The following is a 20,183-nucleotide window of genomic DNA, read 5'->3' as shown; positions in this document are numbered from 1 at the left end:
ACAGTGAAATCCGTAGTTTTTCCAGAATTTAATCTGACCGCCGGACGGATTTTTAATGGTGGGTAAGTATTCACAAGTCTGCTTTAATCATCCTCTAGTTGCAGTAATTGTTGGTCAAGGATTTGAATACGCTTTTGGGCAACGGTTTCTGATAAAATTCGCTTTCGCATTGCTTCATTGAGAACTCCTTTTTCCGCTAATAGTAAACGCCGACGAATCGAGTCTAATTTACTAATATAATCTCCCTGAGAATGTTCAAAATCTGCCGGACGCCGATTATAAAATTCTCGCAAAGACTTTTCGGCTCCCGCTATTTTTACTTGATAAGTAGAACGCATTTCTTCATAGACCGATTTAGGTAAAATTCCAGACTTTAATAAACTATCCAATTCATCCTGGGCGGCTTTAGCGGTAATTAATTCCGCTTGCCATTCTTCCACCCGTTGCTGTGTTAGAGAAACCGTTGATAAATTCAAACGTTTAACTACCCAAGGTAAACTTAAACCTTGCCCGACTAAGGAGACTAAAACACTACCAAAAACCAGGGTAATTAAAATATCCCGTCCTGGGAGTGTGGTCGGTAAACTTAAAGCCAAAGCCATGGATAGGGAGCCTTTAATATTCCCAAAAAATAACAAATGTTGCCAACGCAGGGGAATTACACGGTCAAACCGACTCGCCAGTGCTAACAGGGGATAAACCGTTAAACCACGGGCGACTTGGTACGCCAAAACCGCTAACAAAACCGCAGGTAAGGTTTGCCAGAAGGTTACTAGGTCGATTTCTACCCCAATTAATAGAAAAATAAAAGTATTAACGGTAAAACCCGCATATTCCCAGAAACTCAATAGGGTAATTCGACTTGAAGCTGAGGTTTGGCGAGACAGTCCCAGATTTCCAAAAATTAATCCCGCTACGACCACCGCCACCGCACCGGATACCCCTAGCCATTGCCCCACTTGAAAAGTTCCTAATGCCACGGCTACGGTGAGTAATAGACTATTCAGGGGATCATCTAAACGGGCAAAGATAGGGATAGTTAAGTAGCCTAAGACCAAGCCCACCAGACTCCCGCCAACGGAGCTAAACAGCAGTTGTTGAAAGCCTTCTAGGACAGTAAGGGAACCTGTGGTATAAAATTGTGAAATTAGATTAAAGCAAACCAAAGCCGCCGCATCGTTAAACAGGGTTTCCCCTTCCACAATAGTTGAAAGTCTCGAAGGGACTGGAATTTCCTTAAATACCGCAATCATGGAAACCGTATCGGTATTGGCTAACATCACCCCCATAAAGATGGCAGGTATCCAATCGAGTCCTAGGCCAAATTTTAATAAAACTGCAATAATTCCACCGGAACAAATCGCCCCAGGGCCAGCTAAAAGGGCAATGGGTTTAAAGGTACTCCTAAGACGACTAACATCGGTATTAATCCCGGCTTCAAAGATGAGAATAGGTAAAAATAGATTCAAAACTAAAACCGGATCTAAACCCACCGATTGAGACATAAATTCTGAGAAGGGCAAACCTGCGAGCACTAAACCTGTAACGTAGGGAATCCCAATTTTGCGGGAAAATAGTGCCACTCCCGTCGAAACCAGTAGGAGAATAATTGAAATCCTGACTAATTCGGTAACATCCACTCTCGATACTGCTGAATAATTAGTCTTCATATTATCAGTTAATCTTGCCACACGGTAAGATTAATTATCAATCCAAAATTAAGGTATTGCTATGTATGTTTTGATTGGTGGCGGGGGATTAGTTGGGTTGAGTTTAGCCCAAAAATTGTTAGAACTTGGGCATACGGTGGCAGTTATTGATACTGACCCCACCGCCTGTAGCTATGCCAGGGAAAAAATTGGGGCCATGGCCTTTGAAGGTAGTGCGGTAAGTACGGATGTATTATTAGAAGCCGGAATTCGGAAAGCGACTTCTTTGGCGGCGATGCTCAGAAGTGATGCCCTGAATTTAGCCATGGTCACCCTCGCCAAACATTACGGAGTTCCCCATATTTTAAGCCGGATGCGCCACCCTGATTTTGCCGAACCTTTGCGTTTGTCCGGGGCAAATCATATTGTTAGTACCGTGGAATTAGGGGTATCTACAATGGTGAATGCCATTGAGTATCCGCAAGTAGAATCTATGATGCACTTTGAGCAAGGACAAATTGAGGTTCTCAAACTGCCAATTCCAGATCGTTGTCGTGTGGCGGGTCGGAGTGTGGCGGAAATTGCTCAGGATGCAAGGTTTCCTGAGAGTTCTCTGATTGTCGGTTATCAACCTCACCCCCATGATGATTTGATGATTCCAAATGGGAGCACGGTTTTAGAACCTGGGTCTACTGTGTTAATTGTGACTAAACCGGGATCATTACATCAAATGATCGATTTTATCGGGGTGTCTCCATCTTAATCGGGATCTCGATCTTTTCTATCATCCGTCGTTTTTAGAACTTCTTTGTGTCTTTGTGGTTAAATTAACTAAAATTGATTAGACTGGTTAACCCTTTAACTCTTTTTGCATTAATCGCCGTTTCAACGGTTCAGGATCACCTTGACCTACTGCCTGACCATTTTCTAATAAAAACGCCCCATCACTATAGTTTAATTCCTCTAAACGGTGTGTTACCCATAGGGCTGTAATGCCTCTGGTTTTCACTAACCGTTGGACTTCAATCACTAAATCATTTTGACTATCGGGATCTAATAATGCTGTGGGTTCATCTAATAATAATACTTGGCAATGTCTAGCTAAGGCTCCAGCGATCGCAATTCTTTGTTTTTGACCCCCACTTAAGGCATAAATCGGACGTCGTTGTAACTCCAATAATTTCACCGCAGTTAAGGCATCTTCTACCCGTTGTTTCACTTCAATCCAGGGTAACTTATCCTCCACTAATCCAAAGGCTACATCCGCCCCTACCGTTGGCATGACTAACTGATGATCAGGATTTTGAAACACAAACCCCACCCTTCCTTGGAGTTGAATTTCTCCCGATTTCGACTGTAATAACCCAGCTAATAATCTCAATAAGGTGGATTTTCCACTACCATTGCTTCCCAAAAGCATCCAAAACTCTCCTTTAGGAACATCCAGGGAACAGGATTTTAAGACCTGCGCCCCGCTTGGCCAACTAAAGCATAGTTCTTGTACCCGTATCGCTGGACTTGAAGATTCCATGCTCGTTGTCATTCCCTCTATTCTGCCTTTGCACCAACAAAACCAGGAGGTCTTCCTGCGGCATTTCCTCCGGTTTTATCAGAAATTTGTACCGCAGAAATCTCACTACTGAGAATTGCCAGTTTTTTATCTGTAATTTTATCGCAAGTAAATTCTAAGACCTGGGCATTTCCTCCCCGCAGTGCATCTAAAATCTGATTGTAAGCTCCTTGGGCATCCTCAGCAGACTTTTTTTGAATCGATAAGGGGGTGGGAGTGTATTTAACAATAATGTCTACGGTGAACATAGGATCTCAAAAACCGTTAATAATTTCAATTTCTTACTATATCGTTTTCAGCTAACCCTGAACGGCATATTGTTGCAACTGATCCAGATCAACCACTTCCAACGCTCTAACATGGGTTGATTCTAGCACCACCGGGGGCGCGACTCCCGCATCCAGGGCTTCTTGCCAACGGGAGGCACACAAACACCACCGATCCCCCGATTTTAACCCCGGAAACCCAAAGGCGGTGACGGGGGTGCTAAGGTCATTTCCTTGGGCTTTTGTATATTCGAGGAATGCCGGGGTGACTTGGGCGCAAATTACATGAACACCAAAATCTTGCCCTCCAGTGTAACAAAACCCATCCCGATAAAATCCGGTCATCGGATCGGAGCAACACATTTCCAGTTTTCCGCCTAAAACATTTCTGGCTTCTTGCATTATCTTCAGTTAACTCTCCCAGGACTTACGCAGCTACACTATGAGTAGCGTAGCACTGTAAGGATGGCTTTATCCTAAAAGATAAGGCACTGGACAAGTAATTTGAGCAGTCTTTACCAATCTCACTACGAAATTTGTGAAACTTCCCCCACTAATGCCGATCGCCCTTCACGCCAGAATTGACCAGTTAATCAAGAGTCTCTGGATCAATACCTAACTCCCGCAATTTTGCCGCTAATTTTTCGGCTTTCTGTTCAGCTTGAATCACTTTTTCTTCGGGACTGGGCAACAGTTTTCCTTGCAAATTCCACCACCGTAACCAAGGCAATTCCATATTTTGATAGCTTCCCTGCCAAATACCTAACGCAACTTGTAATTCTGGAATTTCATACTGTCCATGAACATTAGGAGTCATTAATTCATAGTGGCTACCGATTAAGTGATATAGTTCAACACTCGCTTTTTCCACTTCGTAGATCCCGTAATATGCCGGACGAATCACCGTTTCGTAGATCCAAAATTTGCCACTCCAAGGGGTGCGATCGCGTTCCTCAGATCCATCACCAGAAACAAACTCTAAAACGATCTGCGGCGGGATAATTTCCTGCCATAACACATAGGATCGTCTGCCTTTGCCATTGAGTAACGGCGGCACATTCGGCACATAAAACCAGTCTGGGGCTTCGGCTCCCCTCTGCGGTGGTTCGGTTAAACGCCAATAAATGCCGCTATCTTGACCAATCGTGTACTGTCCGTCGGGATGAATTTGATCGAAGATCGGGCGAATCGTACTGGTCAGTAAAATACTTTGGGGATGTTCCTGAAAATTCTTCACGAAAGTACCGTCTTCACAGGGAAGTTGGGTGTGATCGGGCAGGGGTGTAAAAATTTCCTCGGCAAGCATGGGACTCTATACTCCTGTGGGTTTGCCTTATAACATAAGTCATTTACTTTCCTCAAAGAACTTTACGCAGTAACAACTTTAGATATAACAGATAGCTGACAAGCATTGCCCCAAGAGATTACCTCAAGCCAGTTAACTATTTATTTTGTGATGCTGTCATAAATTTTAAGCAGGGAAATAGATGATTAGGATGGGCTTCAGCGCAACAACGAAAGTGCTAACCCTAAGTATTTAATACCTTCCGGGGTAATTTCAAATCGACAGGGTAAGATTTCCACACCTACTAAAATTGCTTCTCTTAACAGTTGACCATAAACCGGGTCGGCGGTATCTCCAGGGGCAAATTCTGTACAATCTCCTCGATTAATAAAATATAACATAACTGCGCGATCGCCTTGTTTAACAACTTCAATTAATTCCTTGAGATGTTTTTGTCCTCTTTCAGTTACCGTATCGGGAAACAAAGCAATTTTCCCATCAGACCAAGTAGTATTTTTAACTTCTAAATAAATCGGTTTATCTTCTCCTTTCAGCAGAAAATCAACCCGACTTTTTAAATTCATTCCATAGGGAACTTCTTTCCTAATTTCGCTATAATTTCCTAATGAGGGAAATAACTTTTCTGTTAAAGCTAAATTAATTATTTTATTCGGTAAAGCGGTATTAATTCCAGTCCAAATTAACCCCCCCAGCCCCCCCTTACTAATGGGGGGTTCAAGATTTCGTTCTTGTATCAGGGGGGTTTGAGGATATTGTTCCGGTTCTTCTCTCCCCCCTTTGGTAAGGGCGGGTTCAAGATATTGTTCCGATTCTTCTCTCCCCCCTTTGGTAAGGGTGGGTTCAAGATATTGTTCCGATTCTTCTCTCCCCCCATTACTAAGGGGGGGCTGGGGGGGGTCAACCTCCGAATTTAACTGAATTAACTCCCAAGTATAGGGATATTTGCGGGTTTTACTGGGGCTGTAGGACACCATCACCGGGTTTCCAGGGATACAAACCCCGGTCATCGGCCCGGTATTCGGACAATGGGCGGTGATGACATCCCCAGAGGTTAACTGAATATCCGCTAAAAATCGTTTATAGCGTTTGAGCAAAACTCCAGACTCCAGGGGCGGATAGCGATACAAATAAGAATCCATGAGCAATAGGTTTGAATAGTGGTCAATTCCGATTAAACTAGGGTTTGCATTTTAACCCCTGTGGATATTCCGTGTCAGAAGAACCTAAACGCTCTCGTTCATTAGTAGGAATTGCCACTATTGTTGCAGTTGCTACCCTAATTAGTAAAGTATTTGGCTTAATCCGTCAACAAGTAATGGCGGCGGCTTTTGGTGTGGGGCCAGCCATTGATGCCTATAATTTTGCTTATGTTATCCCCGGATTTTTATTGATTTTATTAGGTGGAATTAACGGCCCATTTCATAGTGCAATTGTTAGTGCTTTAGCAAATAGAGAGCGAAAAGATGCAGAAGCATTAGTCGAAACTGTTTCTACATTAGTCGGAATGGTTTTATTAGTCGTAACGGTGGGGTTAGTAATTTTTGCTACCCCATTAATTGATTTAATGGCTCCGGGTTTAAGCCTAACTCCTGAAGGAATAGCTACCCGAAATATTGCCATTGAACAGTTAAAAATCATGGCTCCGATGGCTTTATTTGCTGGTTTAATTGGGATTGGATTTGGTACACTGAATGCGGCGGATATGTATTGGTTGCCGTCTATTAGTCCTTTGTTTTCTAGTGCGGCTTTAATTTTAGGATTAGGGGTTTTAATTGGGATTTTAGGGGATGAGGTAGGTAGTCCTAAATATATGGTTTTAGGAGGGGAAGTATTAGCTTGGGCGACTTTGGCGGGGGCGGTTTTACAATGGATTATTCAAGTTCCGGCGATGTGGAAATCGGGGTTAGGGACTTTAAGACTACGCTTTAATTTTAAAATTCCTGGGTTAAAAGATGTAATGAAAGTGATGCTACCCGCTACTTTATCATCAGGAATGTTACAAATTAATGTTTATACGGATTTATTTTTTGCCTCTTATATTCCTCAAGCTGCATCGGCTATGGGATATTCTGGATTATTAGTTCAAACGCCATTGGGAATCATTTCTAATATGATTTTGGTTCCTTTTTTACCCGTTTTTGCTCGTTTAAGAGATCCTGAACAATGGCCAGAATTAAAAGATCGGATTCGTCAGGCGTTAATATTAACAGCTATTACGATGTTACCGTTAAGTACATTAATGGTAGCTTTAGCCTTACCAACGGTGAGAATTGTTTATGAACGTTATGCGTTTAATTTACAGGCGTCGGAGTTTGTAGCTTCGGTTTTAGTTGCCTATTCCGTGGGGATGTTCTTTTATTTAGGACGGGATGTATTAGTTAGGGTATTTTATGGTTTAGGAGATGGACAGACTCCTTTTAAAGTTAGTATTTTTAATATTTTCTTGAATGGGTTATTAGATTTTATGTTGGTTAAATCTTGGGGTGCGCCGGGTTTAGTCTTCGCAACAGTTGTGGTTAATATTGTTTCTATGGTGATGTTTTTATGGCTATTACATATAAAATTAAATGGTTTACCCTGGCGGGAGTGGAGTTTACCCTTTTTGGGATTAACAATAATTAGTCTAATTTCTGGGTTGGTGAGTTGGGGAACATTACAAGGCTTAAGAATTTTAGCCCTCGGTGATAATTTTGGGTTTTTATTACTAGAATTAGTGCTTCCGGGGATTATCGGCCTAATTGTTTTTATGGTATTAATTCTATTTCTCAAATTACCCGAAGTGGATTTATTAGTCTCCCGACTTCGCCAACGGTTTCAAAGATAATTAAACTGATAACTGAGGGAGGAGACGCGCCGTGGCACGTCTCTACTATTCGGCGCTTTTTCTCATGTTTTTGCGAAGAATCCAAAGACCAAAACCAATGACTAAACTTAATAACGCAATCTTAGAAATAGGGCTTATATATTCTTCAACCAAATCATAATGGTCTCCTAACAAATACCCGGCTCCGGTTAAAAAAGTCACCCAAAGGGTTGTACCAATGGTAGAATAGATAATGAAAGGAGTTAACGGCATATGATTTAGACCCGCAGGTAAAGAAATTAAGGTTCTCACCCCGGGAACTAAACGACATAAAAAAACCGCCATTCCGCCATATCGAGTAAACCAATTATTGGCTTTATCAATATCTTTTCCGGTCACTGTAATCCATTTTCCGTATTTGTCGGCTAAATCTCTTAACCGTTCTTCCCCAAAGAATTTACCCGCATAATACCAAGGAAACGCCCCTAATATTGTTCCGACAACTCCCGCTAAAACCGCCGGAAAAAATTGCATTTCTCCTCTGGATACCGTAAAACCAGCTAAGGGCATAATTAACTCAGAAGGAATAGGCGGAAATAGATTTTCTAAAAACATTAATAAACCAATTCCTAGATACCCCAAGGAACTCATGGTATTAGTAATCCATTCAACCATAATCTTTTCTTAAATTAAGTTTTCAGTCATTCAAAAACCGGGCTTCAGGTTCAGAAACCCGGTTTAAAGGGTGGCTTAAAAATCTATCTCAGAAACCGGATTTCTTCTTAGATATAAGCGCGAAAAACATTCATATTTTTCGTAGAAACCCGGTTTCTTGGCGTAAGTCCTAAACTGATTTATGTTCCCGATGTCCAAGAGTTAACATACTCGATTTGTTCTGGGGTCAAGCTATCAACTTTAATCCCCATGGCGTCTAACTTCAAACGAGCAATTTCTTTGTCAAGATTCGCCGGAATAGAATGAATTCCCGGTTCCAATTTACCTTGGTTTTTGACTAAATGTTCACAAGCTAAGGCTTGGTTAGCAAAACTCATATCCATCACCGCGCTAGGATGTCCTTCGGCCGCGGCTAAGTTAATTAAACGACCTTCTCCCAAGACCACAACGGATTTACCGTTTTTGAGTTTATATTCTTGGGTAAAGTTACGAACTTCTTTAACTTCGGTGGCTTTTTCTCCCAAGGTTTTCAGGTCAATTTCAATATCAAAGTGACCGGAATTACAAACCATGGCGCCATCTTTCATGACGTCAAAATGTTCGCCGCGAATAACGTGCTTATTCCCAGTCACAGTAATAAATAAATCTCCCACCGATGCAGCTTCATCCATCGGCATCACCCGGAAACCATCCATCACCGCTTCAATAGCGCGAACTGGGTCAATTTCGGTGACAATCACATTGGCGCCTAAACCCCGTGCCCGCAGTGCGGTACCTTTTCCGCACCAACCATAACCAGCCACCACAATATTTTTACCCGCTAACAGGACGTTAGTAGCGCGGATAATTCCATCTAAAGTTGATTGACCAGTACCATAACGGTTATCAAAGAAATGCTTAGTATCGGCATCGTTGACATTCATGGCAGGGAAAGTTAAAACCCCATCTCTCAACATCGCTTTCAAACGCACAATTCCGGTGGTGGTTTCTTCCGTTGTCCCAATCAAGTCGGGGATTTGGTGTTGACGTTCTTGAATTAAAGTTGCCACCACATCGCTACCATCATCAATAATAATATTAGGACGATGATCTAAAGCAATTTGAACGTGGCGAATATAGGTTTCGGCGTCTTCCCCTTTAATCGCATAAACCGGAATTCCGTAGTCAACAACTAAACTCGCTGCAACATCATCCTGGGTAGATAGAGGGTTACTGGCAATTAACACCGCATCGGCGCCACCCAATTTTAAGGCAATGGCTAAATGGGCCGTTTCCGTCGTAACGTGACAACAGGCGGCTAACCGCAGACCAGCAAAGGGTTTTTCTTTGGCAAAGCGTTCTTGAATCAGGCGCAGAACAGGCATTTCACGGCCAGCCCATTCAATCCGTTGTTTTCCTTTCGGCGCGAGGGAGGGGTCTTTAATTTCGTAGTTGATACGGACAGTTGTTGCAGTCATGTTTTAGTTGTTTCCTAGACAGAAATTATTTTCAGTTTCCGTGAGAATACTTAGGTTATCCGGCACACAGGGCCTAACTCAAGCATTCTGTTGGTGACGTCCCTATGCAACCTAGGGTTCCTCGTCAAAATTAGTGATTGTTGCAATTTATTAACATAAAGCCTAGCGCGAAACTTGTCATTAGGCCAGAGGTGACACAAAAACCCGATTTCTTCGTGTCTTCGTGCCTTTGTGGTCACTTCAAATCTATAGCAAAATTTTCTATCGTATTTAATAAGCAATTCATCACAATTTCTACACAAGAAACGGCCACACTATTGCCAATTAACCTGCGAAAAGTAGAATAGGAACCCAATATTTTAAATTCATCGGAAAACCCTTGCAAACGCAGCATTTCTCGCTCGGTTAATCTTCTTTCTCCATTGACTAATAAATAATTATAGGATGCTCCGGCTCTTAAGGCACAGGAATAGGGATAAGCACTAATATGACCAGCTTTATTTTCATGCCAAATTGTCGGTTCAGTATGGGTTTTTCCTTGATATTTAATTAAACGACTATTACGGATTTTCTCAGAAGCATAATAAAAGTCTGAAACCTGCGGTTCTAAGATTTCTGTTAAGGGTTTCATCGGTATTTTTTGAATATCCCAGCGAAACGGTAAAGATTGACGATAACCGACAATAAAAATCCGTTCTCGCTTTTGGGGTAATCCACAATTTAAAGCATTTAATACTTTATATTCAACAGTATAACCCAATTTTTCTAAAACTTCAATAATAGATTTTAAAGTCTTTCCTTGGTTATGTCCGACTAATTGTTTAACATTTTCTAGGATAAAATAATTGGGTTTTTTATTAGCTAAAATTCGAGCAATATCAAAAAATAATGTTCCTCTGGTATCTTCAAACCCTTTAAGTTGTCCACAAATACTAAAGGGTTGACAGGGAAACCCCGCCAATAAAAGATCATGTTCTGGAATATCTTTGGCTTCAATTTGAGTAATATCTCCGGCGGGTTGTTCCCCAAAATTCATCTGATATATTTTTTGAGCATCGGGGTCAATATCCGAGGAAAAAACACATTTTGGATTAATATTTTTAGCAGTTAATACTTGATTAATTGCAATTCTAAATCCTCCAATTCCACAAAATAAATCAATATATCTCATTAAGTAGTTGCACAAAATAAATTACCTAGTTGAGAGAGGGAACACCGGAACAGCCCCCCCAAACCCCCCGTGCACGGGGGGCTAGGGGGGGAGGGAATAGGGTGGAGGATGTGTAATTAATTTTGTTTAGGTACTTACTAATTTCCATGTTCAGTTTCTTTGAAAATCCTCCCAAATATTAGGTCACTAACTCCCCAATTAAAATCAGGAGGATTTCCCTGCTATGGCTCAATAATTAAGCCGTTTCAAAAGATTCTATTTCTAACACAGGGCCAATCATTGCCATCGTCATAATATCCTCTCGAATTTGACCTGTAATGGTGACTTTTAACCCAGATTTTTGCAAATCTTGAGGAGGATTATGGAGTTCATAGGTTTTGCTCTCGCTGACCAATGCCCAGGTTCCAGAACCAAATCCCTTGCGTTCAATTGTACCTGTTACTGTAATACTCATATTGCGTTCACCTGAGTTTTAATCGCTAAACGAGCTAACCCAAAACATAACAAAGCATTGGTAACTAAAAACAATTGAGAGACGAAACCTGTGCCTAATCCCCAAACAGTAGGAGAGACTATTGCACTAATTCCTAAACAACTTGCTGTTCCAATTGTTATTCCAATCGCTACCCATTTCCACTGGGGATGTCCCAGGAATAATAGGATTAAAATTACTGGAATTAATACACTAGCAAAAATGGGATTTAAGGTAGAACTTCCTTGAATTGCTCCCCCTAATTCGGGGAGAGAACTACCCATCATTCGCATCGGCCATTGGGGTAAATCAAAGATATAGAAACCCCGCAGAAAAAATAAACCACTACTTCCAGCAACTAATCCTCCAGCCAAAGACCAACCCCATTGAAACGGAAAATAATTTCTCAGAAACCAAGCTAATAAATAGGAACCCAAAACCATCGCTAATTTAGGTAATAATGCTACCGCCCCGCCATCAACCCAAAATCGAGGACTCAGATAGCCATTATCGCGTAACCAACGAAAGAAATCTCGGAAAGTAATTTGTCCTTTTAATGCCATTTGCACGGCATTTGTAGCATCTAAATGACCCGCCCCAAAATGATTTAGGGGGTCTTCTGCAACTTTGCGGGCAGATTCTTTGAGAATATTAATTACTTGATTTGGTTCGGTAACTCCACTAGCTTTAATTAATGCAGCTACCCCAGCAACGTGCGGCGCCGCCATACTTGTACCTTGAAAAGCTGCAAAAACCGCCTCACCCGTTGCCGGGTCAATGGTATTTTGTAGGATACCTCCGACTTGATTTTCTCCTTCAATTAATCCTCCTGGGGCGGCAATATCAACCCCAGCCCCAAAATTAGAATAGGGGGTTTTATTTCCGGCCGCATCTAACGCAGCCACACCTAAAACTTTAGGATAACGGGCAGGATATCCGGCGCAATTTTCCCCGGAATTTCCCGCCGCGCCAATAATTACAACTCCTTTAGAATAGGCATAATCAATGGCTTCTTGCATTAAGTTACTTTCGCCACCACCGCCTAAACTCATGTTAATCACATCGGCGTTATGGTCAGCAGCAAATTTAATCGCTTCGGCAATATCAGAAATCGTGCCTCCGCCCCCGGAACTTAATACTTTTAAGGGCATAATTTTGGCTTTGTAAGCAATGCCTGTTACACCATAATTATTATTAGTTGATTGGGCAATAGTTCCGGCAACATGGGTTCCATGTCCGTTATCATCAAAGGCTTCAATTTTATCATTTACAAAATCATAGCCTTCCACAAATTGGGTCTGTTCTAAATCGGGAACTAGACTAACTCCGCTATCAATAATGGCAACGGTAACTCCTTCTCCCTGGGTTTCACTCCAGGCTCCTTCTAAATTAATACTGCGAAAATTCCATTGTTTTCCATATAAAGGGTCATTAGGAATGGCATTTGCCGTATCATAAATAATCGCAGCTTGGGAATTTTTCCCTGGGATTTCGTCAGCACTATAGATATAATTGGGTTCAATAAATTCTGTTTGTTTACCCAAAGATTTTCTCAAGGATTTGAGTAGTTTAGCATCCCCTCTAACCACATAAACATTATCTGCTTGGGAAAATTCACTATTGAGATAGGGAACAATTTGATATTTTTCGGCTATTGTCCGAACTTGATTGGCAATTTCTTGTTTTCCTAAAGATTCTCTAAAATCAAGTACAATACTGTCATAACTGCCTTGATTGGCAAGACCGGAGAAGTTAGAAACTGCCCAGCCCAAACCAATTAAAAATAAGCAGAATAGGAAAAATTTTTTCATCGTTTTTCAACGGTTAAGGTTGATAATAGGTTAACATCTAAACCGGAGAAACCGGGTTTCTTGGGTCAGAACATACAATCTTGTTTCTATTCTATCTATCATCCTCAAAATAGAGGATCATAGATCCTAAATTAACACACAGAAAAAACTATTATGGAACGTGGTTTATTATGGCTTCCCCTGCTGGCGATATTTATTGGTTTAGCTTGGTCGGGTTGGAATGAATACCAAAAATTGGAGGCCTATCAAGCCTGGGCGACCCATTTTGATAAGGCTAAATATGACATTTATGCGGTCTTGGGCCTCAAGGAAACCGACCTAACCTGGGGAAAACCTACCCGCAAAGGCCCGATTAATTTAGAAACCTTTTCTCTCAAACAGGTGGAGTCCTTGGGGTTATTAGTGGAAAATCAGGCCGTTGACCCGAATATTCCCCCAGAAAAAGGAAAAGCGATCGCGTTAGAATTTAGATTCACCGATACTGCTAAAATTGTCCAAATTCCCTTTACTGAAATTTCTCTAGCCGTCCGATGGTATAAATATCTTCAATCCTTTATGAAGTCAAACTTGTAGAACTTCTGGCTTCTCCTTTCCTCTAAAAAGCTTATACTAGGGGAAATAAGGGTTATTTTCCCCAACTATAGGGGAATAATCGCCGATTTTTACCTTTTTTTTGCCTAAAGTATGAATTTTAAACAATTACCTAAAGTTTTAATCGCCTTAACCCTAGCAATGTCGTTATTAATATCGGCTTGCGGGGGCAAAGCTTCTACACCTCCGTCGGGGAATCAATCTGTTAATAAATCTGCCCCAACTACTGTGGCACAGAAAGCTGTTTCTGGCAGCCAATTTAATAAGTTTTTCCCCAAAGGTCAAGACGGTTATCAAGTGGTTTTTGCTCAGGAAAAAACTGGTTTTGCCGAAGCCAAATTGAATCAAGGAGGAGAAAATGTAGCCATGTTTTCAATTAATGACCTAGCGAATAATCCCAGTGCGGCGACAAAATATCAACAAAGTAGTAAAACTATTAGTGGATATCCAGCCGTTACTCAAGGTAAAAATACTACTGCTATTTTAGTGGCAAACCGCCATCAAGTCAAAGTCCAATCTCGGGCAGAATCTTTTACCGCCAATGACCGAGAAGAATGGCTGGGAAAATTCAATTTGAATGGGTTATCCCGAATCAAATAATATTAGTTAGCATTTCTAGCAACAATAACTGTACTATTCTAGGAGAATGACTGTGAGTAAACCTATCACTCAATTAGTTGATGAATTACCGACAGGTGGCGTTACCGTCATGGTTTTACGCGGGTTAGATTTTGTAATTCCGGGTCAATGGAATAATTTAGTTGGGTTTGAAAATACGGTTAAAACCATTACCGGAGAAGATGACCCCGCCTATATTCAACAGGTCAGTGAACGGGCTTTATGGCTCTATAATGACAAAAAACAAGAACAGGATTATCAACGGGCACTGTGGTTATATCAAACTATTGATAGCACTGGAACAGCTTTAGGAGCAGCCGCTTTAGCCAATAAAATCGGAGAAAGTGTCAACTTTTTAGGCTTCTTAAATCAATTAACCCCCAAACCAAATAAAGCCCAAGCGATTGATTTATCTCTGAAATTAGTTACAGAATTAGTCGGATTTTGTTTAATTAATGGCATCCCAGGTGATGGTATTGGAGACTTTTTAGCTGCATTAGGAGATTATGGCGGAGAATCTTTAATGCGGATGACCGCCTTAGTTTGTTTAGATGGTTTAATTCCTTTGGGGCCAGATTTTATTAGTTCGGCGTTATCAACTATTGGAAACTTAACCACGGAAGAATTAGAACAAAATGAAGGCTTTAAACGGATTAATGATGTCATTCCGGGTAAAACTTCTGAAGGAAAATTACAATTTGTGCAAGAAAGTTTTGATTCCGTCAAGGGTTGGATGGGAGATTTTGTTTCTCAACATGATTTAACCCCCGAAAAAGTAGTTAAAAATCTCCAAGGGTTTGTCGATATTACCAATGATAAGTTAGATTATGTTGCAGCATTTTTGGACATGACTACTAACTATTATACCCATACCGGAACTCAAACCTTAGCCCGTCGTTTAATTGAACGAGCCGCCGCCGAAATTTAACTAAAAAAATCAGGGGTAGGGTTTTCCCACCCCTGCACAGAAATCAATCATCCGTTAAAATAGCTTGAATATTCTGGTAAATTGTTGTTGAAATTAAAGTAAGGAAGTCTCCATGTCTGAAGAAACAAAACCCAACCCTGAAGCCACCCCAGAAACACCAGGCGAAAAACCGGCCGAGAAGAAAGCCAAAGCCCCAGCATTAGAAGATAAACCTTTCGGTGAGTTTATCCAACAGGACTATATTCCCGCCTTACAAAAAGCATTAAATAGTCAAGGTGTTGAGAATTTAGACCTCAAATTTGCCAAAGAAAAATTGCCTTCTAGCTTAGGAGAAAATCAAGATTGTTGGCAAGTAGTTGGTCAATGGCAACAGGGAAAACGACAGTTTAATGTCTATTTTCCCAATGAAGATATTAGTTCTTTAAAGTTATTTACCTGTGCTTTAAACGGGATTAAACCTTCTACAATTGAGCCATTTTTAGGAGATGAACGAAAAATCAATCTTGATTTATTAGTGTTTGGCGTAGTTCAGCGTTTAAATGCACAAAAATGGTTAACTCGTAACTAAATAGTAGGGAGCAGCCCCCCCAACCCCCCGTGTACGGGGGCTAAATAGGGAATAGCCCCCCAACCCCCCGTGTACGGGGGCTAAATAGGGAACAGCCCCCCCAACCCCCCGTGTACGGGGGGCTAAATAGGGAACACTGGAACACCGGAACAGCTTACTTTAGTAGAGGTCTTATGGTAGATAAAATCAAGAAAACCGATGCCGAATGGAAACAACAATTAACCGATGAACAGTTCTCTGTAACTCGCAAAAAAGGCACGGAACGCCCATTTACAGGAAAATACCATGATAATAAAGAAAAGGGTATTTATAAATGCGTTTGTTGTGGCACGGAGTTATTTACTTCCGAAACAAAATTTGATTCGGGAACCGGATGGCCGAGTTTTTCGCAACCTATCAAAGAAGATAATATTAGTTGCAAAAGTGATGTCAGTTTCTTCATGCGTCGAACTGAAGTTCTTTGTGCGGCTTGTGATGCCCATTTAGGTCATGTTTTTGATGATGGCCCCAAACCCACCGGACAACGCTATTGTATGAATTCTGCCGCGTTAAATTTCGAGAAATCAGAAGGTTAATTCTGAAATAATAACCGGGTTTTTTGGGAAATATTCACCCAACCCGGTTTAATAATTTCCTATTATGTTTTTTTTCCTAATGCAATCATCATCGAACCTGTAACTATAATAATCGCTCCTATCACAGCAAAAATAGTTAAATTTTCCGGTTCAATTAAATGGGGAAATAATACCGCAATACTATCAACAGAAATTAGAGTAATAATCGGAGCTAAGGCTAAAACAGCACTGACCCTTGAAGCTTCCCAATGTTCTAAAGATTCGGCAAAACACCCATAAGCAATTAAGGTATTAATTCCACAAAATAGTAGGATTAATACCTGAAATGGAGTGAGGCTAAAAATTGCGGTGGGCGTGGCTACGGGTAAATATAAAATTGTGCAGCTTCCATAAATAAATGCCATAACTTGAGAGGAGGAAAGGGATTGTAACAGTTGTTTTTGAGCTAAGGCATAAATTGCCCAGCATATAGCTCCAACTCCTAGTAAAAAACTTCCCCATAAATATTGATTGGAAGCAGTAACTAGCACTTTTAATTGTTCATTAAAAAACAAACTAAATCCCAAGGTTAATACCCCTAACCCTAACCATTGTAAGCGAGTATAATGTTCTTTAAAAATAACTAATGCTCCTAATCCCATTAAAACCGGAGATGTTTGAATTAAAACTTCAGCATTAGTGGGAGAAGTTAAGGCTAAACCCTGCACAAATAGGATATAGTTACCTGCTAAAAATATTGCGGCGATTCCTAATAGACCCCAAGGAATTAAACGGATTGTTTCTGGATTAGGAAGTTGTTTACGAATGGTTAAATATCCGCCTAACAGGACAAAAGCAATGAAAAATCGATACCAAGTTACGGTATAAACATCTAAACCTTGTAAAATAATCGCTAATGCTAACGGTAGAATCCCCCATAAAAATGCTGTTAATAGTGCTAAACCTAACCCTAATCGCCATCGTCCTGAAGTTGCATGAATTGACATTGTAAGATTTTAAATAAGCTGATTATATTATAATAGAAATTCAATTAAAATAACGATATTAGGACTTACGCAGGTTGACCCAGAAACCGGGTGTTTTAGATAATATGTCGGTGACAACAAAGTATTTTCGTAAAAAAACCCGGTTTCTTTGGTTGGGTGCGTAAGTCCTGGATATATAACCTAATTTAAAATTGATATAATTTAAGAATTTATTTTTATAAAAATGCTTTATCCCTATTACCTATTACCTATTACCTATTACCTATTACCTATTACCTGTTACCTGTTCCCTGTTCCCCATATATAAAAAATTGAAGCGATCGCCACTTTTAAAAAATAGCGATCGCTGTTTTTCATCAACTTAATTCAAGCTAACTATGCCTCTAAAGCAGGAACTTCCACCGCAGTAGCTTGGAGGGCGGCTTCCGTTTTCGGTCGGTCTAATTTGAGCACTAAAACTCCCAAAGGTGGTAAACATAAATCCAAGGAATGAGGATAATTATGGAACCACCATTCATCCGTCCATTTACCCCCTAAATTCCCCATATTACTGCCGCCAAATTCACCGGAATCACTATTGAATATTTCGGTATAGAATCCCAATTCAGGAACACCCACGCGATAATGACTATGGGGTTGGGGCGTAAAATTACAGACCACCACCACAAATTCTTCTGGATCTTTTGCCCGTCGAATAAACGACACCACACTGTGACGAGTATCCGTACAATCAATCCACTGGAACCCAGCTTCAGCAAAATCCTGTTCATACAATGCAGGTTCACTGCGATACAGTCCATTCAAAGATTGGAATAACCGTTTAATCCCTTGGTGGGCGGGATATTGCATCAATTCCCATTCCAAAGTTCCCCAAGCATTCCACTCTTGACGCTGACCAAACTCCATTCCCATGAACAAAGTTTTCTTACCCGGGTGAGTAAACATATAGGTAAACAAACACCGAACATTAGCAAATTTTTGCCAATCATCCCCCGGCATTTTGTTAGCAATACTACTCTTACAATGCACCACCTCATCATGGGAGAGCGCCAACATAAAGTTTTCGCTGTGGTGATACCAAATACTAAAAGTGATGTTATTTTGATGGAACTGACGGAACCAAGGGTCCATGCTGAAATAATCCAACATATCGTGCATCCATCCCATATTCCATTTCAGGTTAAACCCTAACCCGCCAACGTAAGTGGGCCAGGACACCATCGGCCAGGAAGTTGATTCTTCTGCAATGGATAACGTCCCCGGATAGTAACTAAACAGAACATGGTTAGTTTGACGCAGGAAGTCCGCCGCTTCAATATGTTCGCTACCGCCGTATTCGTTGGCGACCCATTCACCATCGGGACGTAAATAGTTCAGATACAGCATCGAGGCGACCGCATCCACCCGAATTCCATCAATATGATACTTGTCATACCAGAATAGGGCGTTACCAACCAGGAAATTACGAACTTCGTTGCGACCATAGTTAAAGACTAAGGTTCCCCATTCTTTATGTTCGCCTTTGCGGGGGTCGGCGTGTTCATAAAGGTGGGTGCCATCAAAGAAAGGCAAACCATGTCCATCTTTAGGAAAATGTCCCGGAACCCAGTCCACAAGCACCCCAATACCATTCAAATGGCATTGATCGACAAAATACATGAAATCTTCGGGACTGCCAAACCGGGAAGTCGGGGCATAATATCCGGTGACTTGATATCCCCAAGATCCATCAAAGGGATGTTCAGCAATCGGCAATAATTCAATATGGGTAAAGCCTAATTCCTTGACGTAGGGAATTAACTGATCCGCGAGTTCCCGATAGGTTAAAAAACGACCCCCTGGATCAAGCTCAGTGGCTTGTACAGCAGGTTCAACGGTGCCATCAGGTAAAACATGGGGTTGATCAAAAGGAGCGCGGTTCCAAGACCCTAAATGGCATTCATAAACTGAAATCGGGGATTTTAGTGGATCTTTATGACGTCGTTCCTCTAACCAATCTTGATCGCGCCATTGGTAGGCATCCAAATTGGCAACAATGGAAGCGGTTTTAGGGCGAACTTCTTGATAAAACCCGTAGGGGTCAGTTTTCTCATAGATATGTCCTTCCCAGTTTTTAATTTCATATTTGTAATGTTCACCCACTCCGAGTCCTGGGACAAACATTTCCCAAACTCCATTGCCCAACTTCCGCATTTGGTGTTGGCGGCCATCCCAATTGTTGAAGTTACCAATAATCGAAACGTTCCGTGCACTGGGAGCCCAAACGGCAAAATACACCCCAGCCACTTCATTGACAGTCATTAGGTGGGCACCTAATTTTTCATAAATCCGGTGGTGGTTCCCTTCTGCAAACAGGTGGACATCTACATCGGTAAATTGGGCAGAACGGAAAGCATAAGGGTCATAAACCACCTTTTCATGTTCCCCTTCTTTGACTCGCAGTTGATAGTTGGAGAGTTCATGAGTCTCAATGATGCACTCGAAGAAATGGGGATTATGGACGGACTGCATGGGGTATTCCTGTCGTTGTTCGGGCAACAGAACCCATGCCGCCTCCGCATTAGGGAGGTATGCTCTTACTACCCATACCGTTTTACCCTCGTGTTCAATTTGATGGGAACCCAACACTTCAAAGGGATCTTGGTGATGGTTCCAAACAATCTTATCAATCTGATCAATTGCGATGGTCGTCATGGATTCTACTGCTCTACGATTACAAAACAGGTCTAATACGGAT

General features: G+C 41.3%; 20 protein-coding genes. 7 read left to right on the top strand and 13 right to left on the bottom strand.

Annotated elements, in window-relative coordinates; all coding sequences use genetic code 11:
• Window positions 1–83 precede the first annotated feature (83 nt).
• Window positions 84–1,670 (bottom strand): cation:proton antiporter, encoded by a 1,587-nt coding sequence (locus NMG86_RS01020; protein ID WP_199918600.1) that lies wholly within the window; start codon window positions 1,668–1,670, stop codon window positions 84–86.
• Window positions 1,671–1,731: 61 nt separating this feature from the next.
• Between NMG86_RS01020 and NMG86_RS01015 the strand changes: the two genes are divergently transcribed.
• Window positions 1,732–2,412 carry a potassium channel family protein gene (locus NMG86_RS01015; RefSeq protein WP_026795078.1) on the top strand — a complete coding sequence of 227 codons (681 nt, stop codon included), beginning with the start codon at window positions 1,732–1,734 and terminating at the stop codon, window positions 2,410–2,412.
• A gap of 87 nt (window positions 2,413–2,499) precedes the next feature.
• Here the strand turns inward: NMG86_RS01015 and NMG86_RS01010 are convergent, their stop codons facing one another.
• From NMG86_RS01010 to sfsA, 5 genes are all read right to left on the bottom strand, one after another.
• Complete coding sequence (locus NMG86_RS01010; protein WP_420884296.1) at window positions 2,500–3,180, bottom strand: ABC transporter ATP-binding protein; 681 nt, start codon at window positions 3,178–3,180, stop codon at window positions 2,500–2,502.
• A 17-nt stretch (window positions 3,181–3,197) separates the two neighbouring features.
• Window positions 3,198–3,467, bottom strand: coding sequence for a UPF0367 protein family (locus tag NMG86_RS01005; RefSeq protein WP_026795076.1), 270 nt, complete (start codon window positions 3,465–3,467; stop codon window positions 3,198–3,200).
• A gap of 51 nt (window positions 3,468–3,518) precedes the next feature.
• Window positions 3,519–3,887 carry a DUF2237 family protein gene (locus NMG86_RS01000; protein ID WP_026795075.1) on the bottom strand — a complete coding sequence of 123 codons (369 nt, stop codon included), beginning with the start codon at window positions 3,885–3,887 and terminating at the stop codon, window positions 3,519–3,521.
• 187 nt (window positions 3,888–4,074) lie between these two features.
• The gene (locus NMG86_RS00995; RefSeq protein ID WP_026788288.1) at window positions 4,075–4,791 is read right to left on the bottom strand and encodes a Uma2 family endonuclease; all 717 of its coding nucleotides are present in this window, start codon (window positions 4,789–4,791) and stop codon (window positions 4,075–4,077) included.
• Window positions 4,792–4,988: 197 nt separating this feature from the next.
• A complete protein-coding gene (gene sfsA / locus NMG86_RS00990) occupies window positions 4,989–5,930 on the bottom strand; it encodes a DNA/RNA nuclease SfsA (protein ID WP_237157228.1) in 942 nt (313 codons plus the stop codon).
• Window positions 5,931–6,001: 71 nt separating this feature from the next.
• On the opposite strand from sfsA, the gene murJ reads away from it, so the two are divergent.
• Entirely contained in the window at window positions 6,002–7,615 is a 1,614-nt protein-coding gene (gene murJ, locus NMG86_RS00985; RefSeq protein WP_026796807.1) for a murein biosynthesis integral membrane protein MurJ, read from the top strand.
• A gap of 45 nt (window positions 7,616–7,660) precedes the next feature.
• On the opposite strand, the gene NMG86_RS00980 is transcribed toward murJ, so the two are convergent.
• From NMG86_RS00980 to NMG86_RS00960, 5 genes are all read right to left on the bottom strand, one after another.
• Entirely contained in the window at window positions 7,661–8,269 is a 609-nt protein-coding gene (locus tag NMG86_RS00980) for a DedA family protein (RefSeq protein WP_026796806.1), read from the bottom strand.
• Window positions 8,270–8,448: 179 nt separating this feature from the next.
• Window positions 8,449–9,726 (bottom strand): adenosylhomocysteinase, encoded by a 1,278-nt coding sequence (ahcY, locus tag NMG86_RS00975; RefSeq protein WP_026796805.1) that lies wholly within the window; start codon window positions 9,724–9,726, stop codon window positions 8,449–8,451.
• A 235-nt stretch (window positions 9,727–9,961) separates the two neighbouring features.
• A complete protein-coding gene (locus NMG86_RS00970; RefSeq protein ID WP_043938931.1) occupies window positions 9,962–10,897 on the bottom strand; it encodes a DNA cytosine methyltransferase in 936 nt (311 codons plus the stop codon).
• Between the two features lie 235 nt (window positions 10,898–11,132).
• Complete coding sequence (locus NMG86_RS00965; protein ID WP_026788282.1) at window positions 11,133–11,351, bottom strand: hypothetical protein; 219 nt, start codon at window positions 11,349–11,351, stop codon at window positions 11,133–11,135.
• Complete coding sequence (locus NMG86_RS00960; RefSeq protein WP_026796803.1) at window positions 11,348–13,180, bottom strand: S8 family peptidase; 1,833 nt, start codon at window positions 13,178–13,180, stop codon at window positions 11,348–11,350. Before NMG86_RS00960 ends, NMG86_RS00965 begins: the two co-directional genes overlap by 4 nt.
• Window positions 13,181–13,333: 153 nt before the next feature.
• Here NMG86_RS00960 and NMG86_RS00955 point away from each other — a divergent pair, with 153 nt between their 5' ends.
• The 5 genes from NMG86_RS00955 (at window position 13,334) to msrB (ending at window position 16,460) form a co-directional block, all read left to right on the top strand.
• Window positions 13,334–13,753, top strand: coding sequence for a hypothetical protein (locus NMG86_RS00955; protein ID WP_026796802.1), 420 nt, complete (start codon window positions 13,334–13,336; stop codon window positions 13,751–13,753).
• Window positions 13,754–13,864: 111 nt separating this feature from the next.
• Entirely contained in the window at window positions 13,865–14,371 is a 507-nt protein-coding gene (locus NMG86_RS00950) for a hypothetical protein (protein ID WP_026796801.1), read from the top strand.
• A gap of 52 nt (window positions 14,372–14,423) precedes the next feature.
• Window positions 14,424–15,317, top strand: coding sequence for a hypothetical protein (locus tag NMG86_RS00945; RefSeq protein ID WP_026796800.1), 894 nt, complete (start codon window positions 14,424–14,426; stop codon window positions 15,315–15,317).
• 112 nt (window positions 15,318–15,429) lie between these two features.
• Entirely contained in the window at window positions 15,430–15,885 is a 456-nt protein-coding gene (locus NMG86_RS00940) for a DUF2996 domain-containing protein (RefSeq protein WP_026796799.1), read from the top strand.
• Between the two features lie 173 nt (window positions 15,886–16,058).
• Complete coding sequence (msrB, locus tag NMG86_RS00935) at window positions 16,059–16,460, top strand: peptide-methionine (R)-S-oxide reductase MsrB (protein ID WP_026796798.1); 402 nt, start codon at window positions 16,059–16,061, stop codon at window positions 16,458–16,460.
• 62 nt (window positions 16,461–16,522) lie between these two features.
• Here msrB and NMG86_RS00930 read toward each other — a convergent pair whose 3' ends face one another.
• Window positions 16,523–17,446: a DMT family transporter gene (locus NMG86_RS00930; protein ID WP_042155104.1), complete on the bottom strand. Its 924-nt coding sequence runs from the start codon at window positions 17,444–17,446 to the stop codon at window positions 16,523–16,525.
• A gap of 375 nt (window positions 17,447–17,821) precedes the next feature.
• Entirely contained in the window at window positions 17,822–20,140 is a 2,319-nt protein-coding gene (gene glgB, locus NMG86_RS00925; protein ID WP_026796796.1) for a 1,4-alpha-glucan branching enzyme, read from the bottom strand.
• Window positions 20,141–20,183: the final 43 nt, after the last annotated feature.

Origin of the sequence: Planktothrix rubescens CCAP 1459/22 (assembly GCA_904830895.1) — a bacterium.
Classification (GTDB): Bacteria; Cyanobacteriota; Cyanobacteriia; order Cyanobacteriales; family Microcoleaceae; genus Planktothrix; species Planktothrix agardhii.
The sequence above is the reverse complement of the archived record's forward strand: the minus strand, read 5'-3'. Positions and strand labels throughout refer to the sequence as shown.